At 42.5% G+C, this 18,303-nt stretch carries 16 protein-coding genes; 12 read left to right on the top strand and 4 right to left on the bottom strand.

Annotated elements, in window-relative coordinates:
• Positions 1 to 8: 8 nt before the first annotated feature.
• Positions 9 to 590: a GNAT family N-acetyltransferase gene (locus L634_RS0100275; RefSeq protein ID WP_026580717.1), complete on the bottom strand. Its 582-nt coding sequence runs from the start codon at positions 588 to 590 to the stop codon at positions 9 to 11.
• 239 nt (positions 591 to 829) lie between these two features.
• On the opposite strand from L634_RS0100275, the gene L634_RS0100280 reads away from it, so the two are divergent.
• On the top strand, positions 830 to 1,213 hold the full coding sequence (locus L634_RS0100280; RefSeq protein WP_026580718.1) for a VOC family protein: 384 nt from the start codon (positions 830 to 832) through the stop codon (positions 1,211 to 1,213).
• A 22-nt stretch (positions 1,214 to 1,235) separates the two neighbouring features.
• On the opposite strand, the gene L634_RS0100285 is transcribed toward L634_RS0100280, so the two are convergent.
• On the bottom strand, positions 1,236 to 2,516 hold the full coding sequence (locus L634_RS0100285) for an MFS transporter (RefSeq protein ID WP_026580719.1): 1,281 nt from the start codon (positions 2,514 to 2,516) through the stop codon (positions 1,236 to 1,238).
• 271 nt (positions 2,517 to 2,787) lie between these two features.
• On the opposite strand from L634_RS0100285, the gene L634_RS0100290 reads away from it, so the two are divergent.
• From L634_RS0100290 to L634_RS0100305, 4 genes are all read left to right on the top strand, one after another.
• Positions 2,788 to 4,254: a SulP family inorganic anion transporter gene (locus L634_RS0100290; protein ID WP_026580720.1), complete on the top strand. Its 1,467-nt coding sequence runs from the start codon at positions 2,788 to 2,790 to the stop codon at positions 4,252 to 4,254.
• A gap of 185 nt (positions 4,255 to 4,439) precedes the next feature.
• A complete protein-coding gene (locus tag L634_RS0100295) occupies positions 4,440 to 5,888 on the top strand; it encodes a SulP family inorganic anion transporter (RefSeq protein ID WP_026580721.1) in 1,449 nt (482 codons plus the stop codon).
• A gap of 13 nt (positions 5,889 to 5,901) precedes the next feature.
• The gene (locus tag L634_RS0100300) at positions 5,902 to 6,321 is read left to right on the top strand and encodes a universal stress protein (RefSeq protein WP_026580722.1); all 420 of its coding nucleotides are present in this window, start codon (positions 5,902 to 5,904) and stop codon (positions 6,319 to 6,321) included.
• Between the two features lie 211 nt (positions 6,322 to 6,532).
• Entirely contained in the window at positions 6,533 to 6,952 is a 420-nt protein-coding gene (locus L634_RS0100305) for a universal stress protein (protein ID WP_026580723.1), read from the top strand.
• Positions 6,953 to 7,460: 508 nt separating this feature from the next.
• Here the strand turns inward: L634_RS0100305 and L634_RS0100310 are convergent.
• Positions 7,461 to 8,651 (bottom strand): dicarboxylate/amino acid:cation symporter, encoded by a 1,191-nt coding sequence (locus L634_RS0100310; protein WP_026580724.1) that lies wholly within the window; start codon positions 8,649 to 8,651, stop codon positions 7,461 to 7,463.
• 506 nt (positions 8,652 to 9,157) lie between these two features.
• On the opposite strand from L634_RS0100310, the gene L634_RS0100315 reads away from it, so the two are divergent.
• The 7 genes from L634_RS0100315 (at position 9,158) to L634_RS30310 (ending at position 17,482) form a co-directional block, all read left to right on the top strand.
• Positions 9,158 to 10,234, top strand: a complete 1,077-nt coding sequence (locus tag L634_RS0100315; RefSeq protein ID WP_026580725.1) for a D-alanine--D-alanine ligase — start codon at positions 9,158 to 9,160, stop codon at positions 10,232 to 10,234.
• Positions 10,235 to 10,368: 134 nt separating this feature from the next.
• Positions 10,369 to 11,742 (top strand): UDP-N-acetylmuramoyl-tripeptide--D-alanyl-D-alanine ligase, encoded by a 1,374-nt coding sequence (locus L634_RS0100320; protein WP_026580726.1) that lies wholly within the window; start codon positions 10,369 to 10,371, stop codon positions 11,740 to 11,742.
• Positions 11,743 to 11,913: 171 nt separating this feature from the next.
• A complete protein-coding gene (locus L634_RS34825) occupies positions 11,914 to 12,054 on the top strand; it encodes a YdeI/OmpD-associated family protein (protein ID WP_442852675.1) in 141 nt (46 codons plus the stop codon).
• 190 nt (positions 12,055 to 12,244) lie between these two features.
• Positions 12,245 to 12,940, top strand: coding sequence for an alpha/beta hydrolase (locus tag L634_RS0100330; protein WP_026580727.1), 696 nt, complete (start codon positions 12,245 to 12,247; stop codon positions 12,938 to 12,940).
• Between the two features lie 681 nt (positions 12,941 to 13,621).
• Positions 13,622 to 15,094, top strand: coding sequence for a DEAD/DEAH box helicase (locus L634_RS0100340; RefSeq protein WP_026580728.1), 1,473 nt, complete (start codon positions 13,622 to 13,624; stop codon positions 15,092 to 15,094).
• Positions 15,095 to 15,531: 437 nt separating this feature from the next.
• Entirely contained in the window at positions 15,532 to 16,011 is a 480-nt protein-coding gene (locus L634_RS0100350) for a PH domain-containing protein (RefSeq protein WP_026580730.1), read from the top strand.
• Positions 15,998 to 17,482: a PH domain-containing protein gene (locus L634_RS30310; RefSeq protein WP_332249022.1), complete on the top strand. Its 1,485-nt coding sequence runs from the start codon at positions 15,998 to 16,000 to the stop codon at positions 17,480 to 17,482. Before L634_RS0100350 ends, L634_RS30310 begins: the two co-directional genes overlap by 14 nt.
• Before the next feature lie 10 nt (positions 17,483 to 17,492).
• Here the strand turns inward: L634_RS30310 and L634_RS0100360 are convergent, their stop codons facing one another.
• Positions 17,493 to 18,218, bottom strand: coding sequence for a rhomboid family intramembrane serine protease (locus L634_RS0100360; protein WP_026580731.1), 726 nt, complete (start codon positions 18,216 to 18,218; stop codon positions 17,493 to 17,495).
• Positions 18,219 to 18,303 lie beyond the last annotated feature (85 nt).

The raw sequence follows: 18,303 nt of genomic DNA on the forward strand, positions 1-18,303 counted from the left end.
CGAGCCTATTATTTTTTCCTGGCATTAGAAAGCTCTTCCCATTCTTCTCTTAGTAGCCCCATCCGAATGCTGTCATAAAATTCACCATTAACGATGCGGCATTTTCGCATTCTGCCCTCAAGCTGCATGCCGATTTTTTCCGCTGCCCGCATCATTCTTTTGTTGCCTGACCAGGTGGTGATGCCGACCCTTGCAAGAGGCATGGTGGAGAAGAGATAATCTACCCAGAGCGTTAGTGCCTCTGTGCCATAACCGCCATTCCAATAGGCGGGATCATATATAATTAATCCTGCTTCCAGCCAGTTGGACTCCTCGTGTTCCCAATAATAGCCAACAGTACCGATAACCTGTCCTCCTGCCTCAATAATCTTACTTCGAGGAGGATGCTCATCTGTCTTTTGCAGGAATTCCTGTTTATACGTTTCAAAATCTTTAAACTGAAGGGGAAAATAGGGTGCATCCCACTTCTTCCATTCAGGATTTTCGGTTCCGTAAATATAATTCCATAGAATAGGCAAATCCTCTTCCTGGATTGGCCGAATCCTTACACTTGCAGCTGTTTTCTTTGCCATCATTGATATCCTCTCTATACTGAATTTTTTTAAAATAACCTTGTCCTGCTGTCTCCTTGCATGATGTGTTCTTTATCCACACCGTATGTATCTCAAAAGTTCTTTCTTCGAAAAATAGTGGCAGTTTTCTCTTAAACCATCCCTGCACCTCTATTTCATGTGTTTAACTTTACATAGAGTTTATCATTTTTTGAAAAGGAGAATTTACGTGCTATATTGAAATCATTGATGAAGAAATTTAAAAGAGGGTGAGTAACTTGAAATTGAAAATGGGCTATGTCATTTTATACGTCGAAAATCTCGAGAGAACGAAACAATTCTATGGAGAACTGCTGGGCCTAGAGCTGCGGAATGAGTTTGGAACTTACATAGAGTACGATACAGGCAGTACGATTCTATCATTTAACACAAGAGAAGGCGGGAGGGAAGTCACAGGGCTTCCGATACCGGATGGAGTGAAAAAGGAGCAGACTTTTGAGCTTGGCTTTGTCACGGAAGAGGTAGAAGCAGTTGCAGAGAAGCTAAAGGAGGCAGGAGTGCCTGTCCTGCTTGAGCCTATTGAAAAACCATGGGGCCAGAAAGTGGCTTATGTGGAAGATCCGGATGGACATTATATCGAGATTTGTTCGCCAATAGGATAAATAGAAAAGGATCCTTAGACCGTCAGGATCCTTTTACAGGTTTTTTGGCCAGCAGGGAACTCAAAATCGCGAGTGCAGGCAAAATCATCGTCATATAAATAATTTCTTCATAGCCGCCGAAAAGATCATAAGCAAAGCCGAATGGAAGTGGGCCAAGAGCGGAGCCGATGACCATAATCGTCATCGCCGTGCCTTTAATGCTCCCGAGATATTGCCTGCCGAAATAGCTGGGCCATACATAGTTTAAAGCAATTCGTTCAAAACCTCCGCTAATTCCCCAAAGGACCCCGAATAGGATGGCAACTGTCACATTTTTAGTGAACAGCAGTACCAGCATGTAGATAATCTCACCTAGAAAAATGCCGGCCAGTACATAGTTAACCTTTACCTTATCAAGAATAAAGCCAGCTGCTAACGTAATCGGAAAACCGATAACCGCCATTAGGCTCAGTACTAGAGCGGCGATGCCAGGTGAAATATTCTGGATACCAAAAATAGAGATCAAGTGGAAGGTAAGCCCGGTGTTCACAAGGGCAGGTATGGCAACGCAAAAAAGAAGCAGCCAATAAGCCTTTGTTCTCATCGCTTCCTTTAACGTCCAATTTTCTTCTAAATCCGTTTCATCATAATTCTCTTCTAGGCTGCCTTTTTTATGTATCGGCTTTTTCCGTCCATCAGGCAAAAGGCCGATATCCTCCGGCTTGTTCCGAATGAGAAAATAGGCGAGCGGAACGAAAACCGCCAGCAGAGCAACTCCCCAAAGCTGCCAGGAAAAGCTCCAGCCCCACTTATTAACCAGCCATGCGTTTAATGGCGGGAAGATTGCAGAGCTTGAAAATCCGCCAATAGCCATCAAGCTTAGTGCTTTACCACGCTTTGTAATAAACCATTGGGGAACGAGCGTATTCGGAATTAGGGTCATGGAACCCTGCCCAAGAAGCCTTAAAAAGAAGAAGCCTACGAAAAGCATTACAGTATTGGTCACGATGCTGTTCCAAAAACATGCCAGGGCAAGACTAACTCCAACAAAAACGGCCATTTTCCGCTGTCCGTGTCGGTCGATAAAGCGGCCTACAAAAAACATGCACAAACCGGAAGCAAGCGTAGCTGCGGAATAGACAGCCGATACCTTGGAACGGCTCCAGCCAAAGTCATGGATATAAGAGTCGATAAACACAGAAATGGAATACGTTTGTCCCGGTCCGGAGAAAAACACGCCGAGAGCAGAAATGAGGACAATCATCCAGCCATAATAAAAGGGTGTGGGCACAGGGGCAGTCATTTTTTGTGTTTGTACTTTCATGGCAAAACCTCCTCCAATCATGATAACAGAGGAAAACTGAATTGCCCATTTATTTACAGATGATGAATGCTTTAGTGAAAAAATATTAATTTCACGTTTAATATAGTAAAAATGAGATTTTAGTAGATAATAAGAGGTTTAGCAGTAAATAAACGCTTTCATTTTAACTTGTATTTCCTGATAGATATGGTATGATTCTACTGTTTTTGTCGGCCCGACTTTGATGAGAGTTCAAAGTCATTACTATAAAAAATTAATAAGGGGTGTTTATTTGAAAGCTAATTCATTAAAAGAACAGTGGTTTGGCAATGTTAAAGGAGACGTTCTTGCCGGAATCGTGGTGGCATTGGCACTTATTCCAGAGGCGATTGCTTTCTCAATTATTGCTGGTGTTGATCCAATGGTTGGATTGTACGCTTCTTTTTGTATTGCTGTGACCATTGCTATAGTTGGCGGAAGGCCTGGAATGATTTCTGCTGCAACTGGTGCTATGGCTTTACTAATGGTTACATTAGTAGCTGACCATGGATTGCAGTATTTATTTGCTGCGACCATTTTGACAGGGGCTTTGCAGATTTTATTTGGTGTGCTTAAATTAGCCCGCTTTATGAAATTTATTCCGCGTGCCGTTATGATTGGGTTTGTTAACGCGCTGGCGATTTTGATTTTCATGGCGCAGCTTGAGCAATTTGTAGATGCTACATGGGTCATGTATGCGATGGTTGCCGGAGCATTGGCGATTATTTATATTTTGCCAAGATTGACCAAAGCAGTGCCATCGCCTTTAGTGGCAATTATCGTTATTACGGTCATTGCTATTATGACGAAAAGTGATGTGCGTACAGTTGGGGACATGGGAGCTTTAACAGCTGCTTTGCCATCCTTCATAATTCCGGATGTGCCATTTAATCTGGAAACTTTAAAAATTATTTTCCCTTATTCATTGGCTCTTGCCGTTGTTGGCTTATTAGAGTCCTTGCTGACAGCATCAATTGTTGATGATATGACAGATACAGCCAGTGATAAGAATATGGAAAGCCGCGGCCAGGGTATTGCAAACATCGTAGCAGGTTTCTTCGGCGGAATGGCTGGATGTGCGATGATTGGCCAATCGGTTATTAATGTGAAATCAGGCGGAAGAGGCAGGCTGTCTGCTCTTGTAGCCGGTACATTCCTTATGTTCCTGATTTTAGTATTAGGAAATATTGTGGTACAAATACCGATGGCTGCATTAGTTGGTGTCATGATCATGGTTTCGATCGGAACTTTTGACTGGTCTTCGATTAAGGGGCTAGCCAAGGCTCCTGTTACAGATTCAATTGTTATGATTACAACTACTGTTACAACAGTATTTACACATGATTTATCCAAAGGTGTTTTTTCAGGAATTATCTTAAGTGCGATCTTCTTTGTAGCTAAAATTTCAAAAGTCCATGTTGCTTCGCGAATTGAAGGTAAAAAGAAAATTTACGCCGTTACAGGCCAGGTTTTCTTTGCTTCTGTAGATGAGCTTGTAGCAGCCTTTGACTTTAATGAAGATCTTAAAGAGGTTGAAATCGACTTTTCACAAGCGCATGTCTGGGATGACTCAGGTGTTGCTGCTATAGATAAAATTGTGTTGAAATTGCGGGACAATGGTGTTCTAGTCCGTCTTTCAGGATTAAATGCGCCGAGCTCCAACCTGATCGAGCGTTTAGCGGTTCACCGCAAACCTGGTGCAAAGTTATCCGGGCATTAATGAAAAAGCACGGTATTCATTTGGAAAAACAATAATTTGTGAGAAAAGAACCTAAATATAAAATAAAGCACGGGACCTCCTGGATATTTATCCGGGAGGTTTTTATTATGAAAAAAGTGGAATAAGGCATGGGTGCTAAATTAGCGCTAATAACACAAACTACGTAAAAAGAGAGGAGGGTTTTTTTGGATTATACATTATATAGGAAATCCTGGTTCGGAAATATAAAAGGAGATATCCTTTCCGGAATTGTAGTGGCGCTTGCTCTTATACCCGAAGCTATTGCCTTTTCAATCATTGCCGGAGTTGATCCGATGGTCGGGCTATATGCCTCTTTTACAATTGCAGTGACGATTGCCTTTGTAGGCGGAAGACCCGGGATGATTTCGGCAGCAACCGGAGCGATGGCCCTTTTGTTTATTGACTTAGTGGCAGATTACGGTTTGGAATATTTATTGGCAGCTACAATTTTAACAGGTGTTTTTCAAATCATTTTTGGTGCCTTTAAGCTTGCCCACTATATGAGATTCATTCCAAGATCGGTTATGGTTGGCTTTGTAAATGCTTTGGCGATACTTATTTTTACTTCACAGCTTCAGCATTTTGAAGGCGAAGGATGGATTATATATGTATTGGTTGGAGTCACGTTAGGGATTATTTATCTTCTCCCTTATTTAACAAAAGCGGTACCATCAACGCTTATTGCCATTATTGCTGTAACTATCATGACAGTGTTTATGAATATCGATGTCCGGACGGTTGGGGATTTGGGTGCTATTTCAAAAAGCTTGCCGGCCTTTTTGATTCCTGATATTCCGCTGACCATTGAAACTTTAATCATCATCCTTCCATACTCGCTTGCACTTTCGGTAGTGGGGCTTCTTGAATCTTTGCTGACAGCTGCCATTGTGGATGACATGACAGATTCTGAAAGCGATAAGGATATGGAAAGCCGCGGACAGGGAATTTCTAATATTATAACGGGATTTTTCGGCGGCATGGCAGGATGCGCCATGATTGGCCAATCTGTGATTAACGTGAAATCAGGTGGCAGAGGACGGCTTTCTGCATTTGTCGCAGGCATGTTTTTAATGTTCTTAATTGTAGTCCTTGGCGATATTGTTGTTCAGATTCCAATGGCTGCGCTGGCTGGAGTAATGATAATGGTTTCGATCAGCACGTTTGACTGGAACTCCATAAAAACCATTCATCTTCTTCCGAGAACAGATGCAGCCGTAATGGTTGTGACCGTTTTAACGGTTGTATTAACGCATAATCTGGCAATTGGAGTGTTTACCGGTATATTGCTTAGTGCTATTTTCTTTGTTTCAAAAATATCAAAGGTTCATGTCAGCACCAGGATGGAGAGGAATACCCGGATTTATCAAGTGAGAGGAGAATTGTTCTTTGCTTCTGTCACTGAATTTATAAAGCAGTTTGATTATAAGGAAGACACAGATTCCGTAACAATTGATTTGAGCAGGGCTCATTTATGGGATGACTCAGCCGTTGTGGCAATAGATAAAATAGTTTATCGGTTCGAGGAAAACGGGAAACATGTTACAGTAACTGGATTAAATGAAGACAGTTCAGAGTTAGTCGGAAAGCTGGCAAACAAACTCGGCTCTCATTAAAGGAGGTTTGGCCATGTATAAAAAAATCCTGCTGGCAGCAGATGGATCGGAACACTCGAAGCGTGCTGCTGAACATGCCATTAAGATTGCAAAGTGTGACAATGAAACAGAAATAAAGGTTGTTTATGTTGTGGATGGAGATCGGTCAAAATCGGATGTCCTTAAGAATTGGAACGCTGCAGACTTTGGCGATAAACGCAAAGACCGGATGCGCGAGGTTGAGAAAAAGGCACGGGAGGCCAATATAAATTATGAAATCATTATATTGCATGGTGAGCCCGGTCCAGCCATTGTGGAATATGCCAATAAAAATCATTTTGATCTGGTGGTATTAGGAAGCCGGGGATTGAATGGCCTTCAGGAACTTGTTCTAGGAGGAGTCAGCCATAAGGTTGCAAAAAGGGCGGATTGCCCGGTGCTCATTGTAAAATAAGGATCGGCTTTGTACGAGCCGGTTCTTATTTTAATGTATCCGTTTACATATTATTCAGTAATCTTTATAATTAGTTTAACTATTCAGAATAATCTCCCGCAAGTATCATGAATCTGACACAACTTTCTTTCTTGCAGTGTTGATGAAACCAGCTATTAAAAATAAGATTAATTTTGAGAGCTTTTTAGTGAATTTTTTCAGGGGTGAGGGTATGTTTAACAAAATCCTAATAGCTGCAGATGGATCTGACCATTCTGTTCGTTCTGCCAAAAAGGCCATGCTTCTGGCAGAGCAAAATCCTAATGCAGAAATTACAGTGGTATATGCTATTGACGGGCAAACTTCAAAAGAAGATATTCTCCACCATTTTGATAAATCGGTGGTTGACGAAGCAAGAAAACGGCGCCTGGAGCCGATTGAAAATATACTAAAAGAAAAGAACCTATCCTATGAAATAAAAATCCTGCAGGGAGAGCCAGGTCCGGCTATTGTGGAATACGCCAACCAGCGAGAGTTTGACATTGTTGTAGTCGGCAGCAGGGGTCTGAACGCACTGCAGGAAATGGTACTTGGAAGCGTAAGCCATAAAATCGCCAAGCGGGTTAAAGCGCCTGTTATGATCGTTAAATAATATATGAAACGGCCAGATAGAGCTTCCTATCTGGCCGTTTTTAGTTTTAAGCTATTGGTTAACACAAGCTGATGCAGCGCCAAGCGACCGATAAATTGCTTAAGCTGACCGATATATTTAAAAAAGCAGCCGATAAAATTTAAATCTGACCAAAAACCTTATTGAAGTGACCGATATACCCAGAAAAAGCTGGCTTCCGAAATTTATAACTGTCAAAAGAGTGGGGAAATGTCCAACACAGGGGTCATGAAGGCCAAAAATCGGCAAGAGAACCAGAGAAGAGTTCGCCACAGAGGCAATGAAGGCCAAAAAATAGCAAGGGAGCAAGAGAAAAGTCCATCATAAGCACGATGAAGGCCAAAAGCCATCAAGAGAGCAGGAGAAAAGTCCATCATAGTAGCAATGAAGGCCAAAACCGGCAAAAGAGCAAGAGAAAAGTTCATCACAGATGTACTGATAGCCTTAACTACAAACAAAAAAGATGCCCCGCTCTCGGGACATCTTTTAATTAGCTGGCTTTTACCGCCTGAGGCTTCGCCTCTTTGTCTTTTCCGCTTGCTTTGTCCGACAGCAATGTTAATGCGCCGTCGCCAGTAACGTTGCAGGCTGTTCCGAAGCTGTCCTGGGCAAGGTATAAAGCAATCATAAGAGCAATCATCGTTTCATTGAAGCCGAGCATGCTTTCAAGCAGCCCTAGTGCCGCCATCACAGCCCCGCCCGGAACACCCGGTGCAGCAATCATGGTTACGCCAAGCATTAAGATGAACGGCAGGATTTCTCCAAAAGAAGCAGTTTGTCCTTGAAGCATCATTACTGCAATCGCACAGCTTACGAGTGTGATCGTGCTTCCTGACAGATGAATCGTTGCCAGTAAAGGAACAGAGAAATCAGCCACTTTTTCGCGTGCGCCAAGCTTTTTAATTTGCTTGAGCGTAACAGGAATGGTTGAAGCGGACGATTGGGTTCCAAGTGCTGTGAAATATGCAGGCATCATGTTCTTAATCAGCTTAATCGGATTTGTTTTTGTAACACTTCCGGCAGCTGTATATTGAATAAGTAAAAAGATAATATGAAGAGCAATAATCATGACGAATACTTTGGCGAACACAGACATGATTGCGCCAACCTGGCCGCCCTGAGTCATGTTGGCAAAGATCCCGAAAATATGGACAGGAAGCAGTGGAATAATGACCTTTTCAATGACTTTTTCGATAATATCCCGGAAGTCATTCATGACGTGCTGCAGAGTATTTCCTTTAATGGCTGCTAAACCAAGACCTAATGTGAACGAAATTAGCAATGCTGTCATAACGCCCATTACCGGAGGCATGTCCACCTGGAAAAATGGCGATAGCAATGCTTCTTCCGGATTCTCAAACTCTTTGAAGCTTTGATTTTTTAATAGGATGGGGTATAAAACAGTGGCTGTAAAAAATGCCAATAAACCGGCTGCAACTGTGGAACCATATGCAAACCCTGTAGTAATGCCCAAAAGCTTGCCGGCTCCTTTCCCCATGCTGCCGATACCTGGTGCGATGAACCCGATAATAATTAACGGAATGGCAAAACCGAGAAAGTTTCCGAATAGGCCGTTAAAAGTAGCGAATAGCTTAACTAGCCATTCAGGAGAAAAAGAACCTATTAAAATACCTAAAGCAATGGCTAATATAATTCTTGGGAGCAGTCCGAACTTCTTCATTTTTGTCCTCCTTGAAAATACAATTGTTTTCCTTAGAGGGAGTATATCTTGTTTCTGGCTAAAAGTTAATAGCAAAAAGCTTTGTTCTAAAAATAAAATAATTATATAAATTCGGACTACTTACCTGTTTATAAAGGGTTTATTCATTAAAAACGTTATATTATAGGAAATAAAGCGTTATCTTAAAATAGAAATAGCCTATTTAGGTTTCAATAGTAAGGAGAAAAGGAAGTAATAATAAGCGTATTTTACAGAATTAAGGATAAGAAAAGTTTCCTTTTTAAACGCTTTTTCATACATATAGGAATATGGGCGTATGTGCAGAAAAAAATTCCTTAAGAATTGAACATGTAATCACTCCCTTTCTTAAATTAGAAAGTGTTACAATAAAGAGTAGATTGAATTAGCATTTAAAGCAGAGAAAGATGAAAAGCGATATTACATTGGAATTAACACCCGGCTATGAAAATCCGGGCAATCCATGATGGAATAATGGAGGTTCTTTTATGAAAACGAAGGTTGGCCTATTGTACGGCGGGAAATCCGCAGAGCATAAAGTATCCATGCAGACAGCAATGGCTGTTATCAAAGCGCTGGACTTAGAAAAATTTGAAATTCACCCTATTTATATATCTGAAGAAGGGCAATGGGTTAAGGGACCCCAATTAAATGGCCCGGTCTCCAGTGTGAAGGAACTGGAATTTTCCAGGGGAGAAGCACTTCCGCCAACAGCATTGGCACCGACTCTTTTTCAGGATTCTCAGCAAAAGGGCCCTTTTGACGTCATCTTTCCGCTTCTTCACGGACCGAATGGTGAAGATGGAACGGTTCAGGGGTTATTGGAGCTTCTCAACCTTCCTTATGTAGGAAATGGAGTATTGGCTTCATCAGCAGGCATGGATAAGGTAATTATGAAAAATATCTTTGCCCAGGCAGGCCTTCCGCAGGTAAAGTATGTCTGGTTTATCCGCAGCGAATGGGAAAATGAAATGGAAGCTGCATATGATAAAGTAGAGAAGGAATTGGGCTACCCATGTTTTGTTAAACCAGCTAACCTGGGTTCAAGCGTAGGAATCAGCAAGTGTATGAATCGCTCAGAATTAGAGGAAGCATTTAAAGAGGCCTTCCAATTTGACCGCAAGATCATTATCGAAGAAGGTGTCACAGCAAGGGAAATTGAAGCGGGCGTACTCGGAAATGATTACCCGGAATGCTCTGTTGCGGGAGAAATTGTTCCAAAGGTTGAATTCTATGATTATAAAGCAAAATATGAAGATGGAGATACAGCCTTGATTATTCCGGCTGAAATCTCTGAAAATGAGTACAGCGAGCTGAAAGATATGGCGATCAAGGCGTTTAAAGCCTTGGACTGCTCCGGACTTGTCAGAGCGGATTTCTTTTTGACAAGGGAGGGCAGGCTATATATCAACGAAGTAAATACGATGCCTGGCTTTACTCCTTTCAGCATGTTCCCGCTTCTTTGGAAACATTCTGGCGTTGAGTACCCTCAACTAATAGAGAAGCTGGTCAATCTGGCAATTGAGCGCCACGCAGAAAAACAAAATATTAAACATACAATGTAAAGCCGGCTGGCTGGAATAATTGACTTCATAAAAGGAAACACGGCAAATCCTGTCGTGTTCCTTTTGTTCATACATACTGACAGTATGTCTGGTCCATTTGGACAATCTGAAACTGTCAAAATAGGAGGCGGCATATGATTAAGAAAACACTTCAAGAGATTGCGCAAATGATTAAGGCTGAAAATGATTTTTCATCTTTTCATGATACAGCCATCCAAGGGGTAAGCATCGACTCTAGAAAGATCGCAGAAGGCAATCTGTTTGTTCCTTTTAAAGGGGAGAATTCCGACGGCCATCGTTTTGTGGAAGATGCCCTTCGGAAAGGGGCAGCTGCCGCGTTCTGGCAAAAGGATGTTCCGAATCCTCCGCTTCATTTGCCAATCCTTCTGGTTGAAGATACTTTGAAAGCCCTTCAGGAATTAGCGAGAAGCTATCGTGATGAGTTAAAGGTTAAAGCAGTAGGCATTACAGGAAGCAATGGAAAAACAACAACGAAAGATATGACAGCGAGTCTTTTGTCTTTAAAATACAAGGTTCAAAAGACTGAAGGGAATTATAACAACCATATTGGACTGCCGCTTACGATTCTTGCTCTGGAAGAGGATACGGAAATAGCAGTTCTGGAAATGGGGATGAGCGGACGGGGAGAAATTGATTTTCTGACAAAGCTGGCCCGTCCCGAAGCCGTTATTATTACGAATATAGGGGAGTCCCATCTTCAGGATTTGGGATCCAGGGAAGGGATTGCAGAAGCGAAACTTGAGATTGTGAACGGCCTTCAAGATAATGGCCTTGTCATCTACCATGGCGACGAGCCTCTTCTCAATGAAAAATTAAAATCTTACACTGGTTCTGCCGCTTTTAAAACCTTTGGAAGAACCGGGGAAAATGATGTATACCCGCTTGATATTGAACAGAATGACAGCGGCAGCACCTTTAGGATCAATGCCTCTGGCGAGGAATTTTACCTGCCTGTGCTAGGTACTCATAATGTACTCAATGCGCTGGCATCGATGATTGCCGCATTCCATTTCGGCGTGCCGTACGAAAAGATGAATGAGGGATTCTCCAGCTTAAAGCTGACAAATATGCGGATGGAACTTCTGGAAGGGCGAAATGGCGAGAAAATCATCAATGATGCGTATAATGCAAGTCCGACTTCCATGAATGCAGCTATAGAACTTATTGCCAACCTGCCTGGGTATAAAAAGAAAATCCTCGTTCTCGGCGATATGCTTGAACTTGGGCCACAGGAAGAAGATTTCCATTTTGCTATCGGGAAGTCAGTAGATGCAGAAAAAATCGATTATGTCTTTACATTCGGAAAGCTTGGCGAGTTTATAGCCAGGGGAGCGGAGCAAACACTTTCCGCTGATCGGGTGTTTGCTTTTACAGACAAACAGCCGTTAATGGAAGAATTGAAAAAGCATGTTGATAAAGAAACGATCGTACTGGTGAAAGCGTCCAGGGGCATGAAGCTGGAAGAGGTCGTTTCCGCCCTTCAATAAGTGCTTTCAGGGATATCTGGTTATGATTGCTGATTTAACTAAAAAACTAGAAATCACCAGCGAAATGAAGCTGCTCGTTTTAAATGCGCCTAAAGCGTATTTGAACAGCATTGACTAACTGCCCGAAAGTATAGCAGCAGATGTGTTAATGATGAAATTTTAACAGAGATTATCCACGAACTGGAACAGCACCCAGAATGCCTTGCCTTTTTTAACACATTGGCACCGTCTTGCAAACATTCCTATATAGAATGGATTTCCAGTGCCAAGTGCGAAGAAACCAAGAACAAAAGGCTAGGGAAAATGATATAGGAGCATTCAGAAGGGTATAAAAATCCCTATGCGAAGTAGAATGGATAGATCTTCCATGATAGTTAATCAGCCCCTGTTCCACGTGAAACAGGGGTTGATATGATTTTTGATCCGTATGCCCTAAAGGAAAGGTGTAAAATAAAACTGACTTTTAAGACTTTTAATTAGAAAGATGCAGGGGGTGATCAGGCTGATTGGCTGCATGTGTATACACGGTTTTACAGGAGCCCCATATGAAGTGGAGCCTCTTGTTCATTATTTAACAGCGCATACAGACTGGGAGATTGCGGTTCCAACCTTGCCGGGCCACGGGGATGAATTAAAGCTGAAGGGCATTGAGTACAATAAGTGGATTGAACATGCGGAGGAAGAGCTAAAAAGGCTGATTGAACGCTGTGATAAGGTATATGTGATCGGCTTTTCCATGGGTGGGCTGATTGCGAGTTATTTAACAGTGCATTATCCGGTGGATAAGCTGATCCTTTTAAGCGCAGCTGCCTATTATGTAAACCCCAAGCAGCTTTTTTTCGATCTTAAGGATATGGCAAAGGATGCTTTCCGAGGGAGTCTGTCAGATAATGAACTGTTTGTCAGGTACAAACGGAAAATTAGTGCTACACCGATCACAGCAACACTGCAGTTTCGAAGGCTTGTTGCCCATATAAGGCCTATATTAAATCGGGTGACTGTGCCTACCTTGATTGCTCAAGGAGAAAGTGATGGTGTCGTCCCGCCAAGAAGTGCGCGATATTTATACAATAACATCGGTTCCTCGGCTAAAAAATTGATTTTTTTGAGAGAATCCAAACATTTAATTTGCCATTGTGAGGAAAGAGATGAACTCTTTCGCGAAGTCTTGAACTTTCTTAAAGGAAAGCCGGAATGATAGGGTTTTCAGCCAGTCTTCAAGTTTGCATTGCATGCATGAAAATGGTAATATTAACACCAAAGTGCCAACAGGAACTTCTTTTGAAACCGGACATACTCCAGAAGGAGAATGTCTTTTTTCATTAAATGCGGAAGTATGCTCGATCCTCACAGTTTGTTCATGCTTTCGGTAAGGCCTGTTTAATTAGGGCTTTTCTCTTTTAGAAGGAAAGCAATAATTATATAAGAGACCTACTTGTCCATAAATCAATCAGGGATTGAACTTACCCTCATCCTTTTCCTCAAGCGGGTTTCATATTGAGTGAGACTCTTCTTAGCGAAAATACACCGCACTTTTTATAAAGTGAAACTTCCATCAGTGGGGGGTTTTCATTCCCCACTGATGGTTAGTTGAACCAATCGGGCTTTTACGGGGAGTTGATCCCCGCTTATCCTTTACTATTGTCCCCTCAAAGTTTTGAAGTGGGGATCTTACTGCCCGTTAATGCGGGATAAAACATAAGAAGGTACAGCTTTCTAAGCCGGAAAGACCCGGTTCTGGGCTCCGTTGTAGCGGATGCCGTAACTTTTCTTATAATCGTCCGGAAGAGTGCCTCATAGGCCAATTTATCAGGAGAACTTCCTGCCTGCAAATATGCAGGGACAAAATTTTTCTATGATTAGAAGGAGAATGAATACATTGACAAAGTTTCAAGACTTGGGCATTAGCCCAGCGACAATGAAGTCACTAAAACGAATGGGATTTGAAGAAGCTACGCCAATTCAGGCCCAAACGATTCCATTGAGCTTAGAGAATAAAGATCTTATCGGCCAGGCACAAACAGGAACGGGGAAAACAGCTGCATTTGGAATTCCGATGATCGATAAAATTGACAATACAAAAGATTTTATCCAGGGAATCGTAATCGCGCCAACACGTGAGCTTGCGATTCAGGTGTCTGAAGAGCTTTATAAAATCGGCTATGGAAAAAGAACCAAAGTCCTTTCCATTTATGGAGGCCAGGATATTAACCGCCAAATCCGCGCCTTGAAGAATAAGCCCCATATTATCGTCGGAACGCCAGGTCGAATTTTGGACCATATCAACCGCAAAACACTCCGTCTGGATAATGTCCATACAGCAATCCTGGATGAAGCAGATGAAATGCTGAATATGGGATTTATTGATGATATTGAATCGATCCTTGCGCAGATTCCTGAAGAACGCCAGACGCTTCTATTCTCTGCTACTATGCCTGCTCCAATCCGCAGAATGGCAGAGCGCTTTATGAAGGATCCTCAAATTATTCGGGTGAAAGCAAAGGAAATGACTGTATCATCCATTGAACAATATTATATTGAAACACATGAAAAGAATAAGTTTGATGTGCTGACAAGACTATTGGATATCCAATCACCAGAGTTGGCGATTGTATTTGGACGTACAAAGCGCCGTGTTGATGAGCTTGCTGAAGCCTTGAATCTTCGCGGATATATGGCTGAAGGCATTCACGGAGACTTAAGCCAGGCAAAGCGAATTTCCGTGTTGCGCAAGTTTAAGGAAGGCAGCATCGACGTCCTTGTTGCAACGGATGTTGCCGCTCGCGGATTGGATATTTCCGGTGTAACGCATGTGTACAATTTTGATATCCCGCAGGATCCGGAAAGCTATGTTCACCGCATTGGACGTACTGGCCGTGCCGGTAAAACTGGGGTTGCGATGACATTTATCACACCGCGTGAAAAATCTTATTTGCATGTTGTGGAAAGAACAACAAAGAAAAAAATGGAACGCATGGATGCTCCAACGCTGGATGAAGCACTAGAAGGCCAGCAAAAAGCGGTTATGGATAAAATTCTGCAGACAATTGAGGAAAATAATCTGGACAGCTACAAAGAGGCTGCGGATGAATTGCTTTCGCAAAAGGACGCTTCAACAGTAGTACAGGCTGTACTAAAGATGCTTACAAAAGAACCGGATACCACTCCAGTTAAGCTGACAGAGGAAAAGCCTTTGCCAGTAAAGCGTGACAGAAAGCCAAACGACCGCAGCCGCGGAGGATATGGCGGCAGAGGCAGACAGGGCGGCCAAAAAGGATCCTACAAATCCCGCCAAGGCCATGCAGGCAAACGCCATAACAACAACCGAACAAACAGCAACAGCTACCGTTAATAAACCTAGAGAGCAGAAATTCTGCTCTCTTTTTTTCTTGGGAAAGAGATAGTGAGAACAGTTGTAAGGAGAAGTTAAGCTATCAAGTGAATATCTTTGTTATCTGTTATATAAAAATGTTTATCTGTCATATAGATTTTTTTATCCCTCTTATAAGTAGATTTATCCCCTTTATAAAAAATTTTGTCTGTATTATAGAGGTTCCCGGCATCGCTAATGCTAAGTTCCTTTCCATGGGAGACGTTCGGGATAGTAAAGTAATTTCTCTGTATATGCCGAGCATACTAAGGAAACCGCCGTGGCTAAAAGCCATCGACCAATCAAGCTTCGAAATTTAAGCAAATGCCCCCTGTTTTTTTCGTAAAAAGAGAGACACTTTCTTTGGTGTGTCATGTATACTTATAACAGTGATATTTTGGAATTCCGGGGGGGAATACATGATTACAGAGCCGCATAAAAGGCTTCCGGCAAGGGGGCTGCTTGCATGGAGAATCTCCGGCACAATCCACTCTGTATTTCCGCTGCTTATATCTGGCGGCATTATTGCTTTAGCTGTCCTGTTTAATTGGCCAATTTGGGTAACAGGCGCTTCATTGATGTTTTTTTCTGCCTATGCCTATTTTGTAATTATGATCCTTCCGGCTTTAAGGTGGAAGAGATTGAGATATGAGGTTCGGGAAAATGAAATTGAACTTAAATCCGGGATATTTGTTATTAAAAGGACGCTTGTTCCGATGATTCGGGTACAGCATGTAGATACAAAGCAAGGGCCGATTTTGCGGAAGTACCGGCTGGCCACTGTGACGATTTCTACGGCAGCTACGGTCCATGAGATTCCTGCACTGGATGTGGAGGAAGCGGAAGAGTTGCGTTTTTTCATTTCTCAGCTGGCAAGGGTTGCAGATGATGATGTCTAATCCCAAACGGCTCCATCCTATATCTGCGGTAGCGAATTTTCTGAAACAGCTTAAGGAATTAATTGTTCCGTTTGTCATCTTTGTGGTGTTTGGAAGCAGGGGCGGAAACGGTGAAATTCTCCAGCTTGTTATTACAGCTGGTGTTGTTATAGCCGTGTTTATCATTGGAGTCCTTTCATGGCTAAGGTATACCTATAGGCTTGAGGAAGGGGAACTCCGAATTGAATATGGCATTTTAGTGAGAAAGAAGAGATATATCCCGCTGGAAAGAATACAAAGTTTGGACTTATCGGAAGGGCTGCTGCAAAGGCCTTTTGGGCTTGTCAAAATGAAGGTGGAGACGGCCGGTTCGAGCGGAGCAGGGGATGCGGAAGCGGTTCTGACCGCTATTTCCAGGCGGGATGCAGATTTCATTCAGCAGGCATTTTCAGCGGCAAAAAATAAATTTTCGGAAAATCGGGATCAAGTTGATTTACCAGTAAAAACACGGAAAGTAATCTACAGGATTTCACCTGGACAGCTGCTTCTTCTAGCTTCTACTTCAGGAGGAGTGGGAGTCGTGATCTCGGCTGTTTTTGCTTTTGTTTTTCAATTTGAAGAAATCATTCCGTATGAGAAAGTTTTTGCAGGGCTGGAGGGCTTTATTGCCAACGGGGTCATTTTTGTCAGTATTCTCGTTTTTATTGGGTTCTTAATTGCGTGGGTGATTGCGCTTATTGGAACGATGCTGAAGTATGCTGATTTCACACTAAGAAAAACCGATAAGGATTTGATCATAACAAGAGGCTTGCTGGAGAAACGGCAGATAACCATTCCGCTTCATCGGATACAAGCAATCCAAATCAGAGAGAACCTTATCAGACAGCCGTTTGGGTTAGCGGCTGTTTATATTGAAAGTGCCGGGGGCTCACTTAAGGATAATGAAAGCGCCCGTGTCATGGTTTTGCCTATTATTAAAAGAAGCAGGGCAGCTGGCCTGTTAAAGGCCCATTTGCCAGACTATGAACTCCAGCCGGGATTTTTCAAGGCTCCGAGAAGGGCACTTAACAGGTATCTTTGGAGAGGATTTTTGGGAACCCTCCCGCTGGTCATTGCGCCAATAATATTTTTCAGGCCGTGGGGCTATTTCGCTTTGCTGCTTTTGATCTTCTCATTAGCCTGGTCATATCTGAAATATAAAGATGCAGGCTGGGATATCAGCTCGCAGCAGCTTGCACTCAGGTATCGAGGTATCGTAAGGACCACTGTTTTTATGAAAAAAAATCGAATACAGTCCCTCACGGTGAGTGAAAGCTATTTTCAGGAAAGGCGCAGCCTGGCTACAGTTGAAGCAGTCGTCATGTCCGGGACCGGGGGTACAGGCGGAACGGTTCTTGACCTGGATCGAAAAGAGGTATATGCCATTTATAAATGGTATTCCTATACAGGCATGAACAGAAATACGCTCATAAAAAAAGAAAAGCGCCAATGAGCGCTTTTTATTATTTTGCTAAAAATCCCAAAACGGCCAGCAGCAAAACCACACCCCAAAGGATCAGCCTGGAAGCAGGGACTCCTTTTAGGGACGGCCGCAATCCTGACATTCTTCCTGGACGCTGCATGCTTGCTGACATTGACTGACGCCCTTTTGAAAGGAAAGCTGCACCGATCAGGAAGCCGGCAATTAGCCCAAATATATGGGCAGTTACATTGATGTTAGGCTGCAAAAAGGTCATGATAACGCCAATTACAGTAATGGTCAGAATAATTTGCGAGTTTTCCCTTGATAGGAGATCTTTTCGAAAGATGATGATGGCAGCGAAGAATCCGAATAAACCGAATATGGCTCCGCTGGCGCCGACATGAATATATGTCATTGGCTCTAAAAGAAGTGTAGCAATATTTGCTGCCACCCCTGCTGTTACATAAAGGAAGATGAACTTGGATTTTCCCAGGATTTGTTCCAGGGCAGGTCCAAATAGAACAAGAGAAAAGCTGTTAAACAGAACATGGGGAAATCCGCTATGCAAAATAATAGGAGTTACGAGCCGCCAATATTCCCCTTCGATGATATATAAGTTGACTCCAGCGAGCTTTTCGAAAATAAGAGCGTTGGGGAAAATGGGAATGACCGTTAATAAATAGAGTAAGATATGGATAAAAATGATAGTAGAAACCACAGGGTAAAATCGCAAAAACTCTCTTAGACTTTCCGTTCTCGTAAACATAGGCATCCTCCCATTTTATAATACTATCTCCATCATAACCGGAAAAAGCGTTTTTCAGCATGCGATAACACTTTAATTTTCAATA

The organism is Bacillus sp. J33 (assembly GCF_000518885.1).
Classification (GTDB): Bacteria; Bacillota; Bacilli; order Bacillales; family Cytobacillaceae; genus Cytobacillus.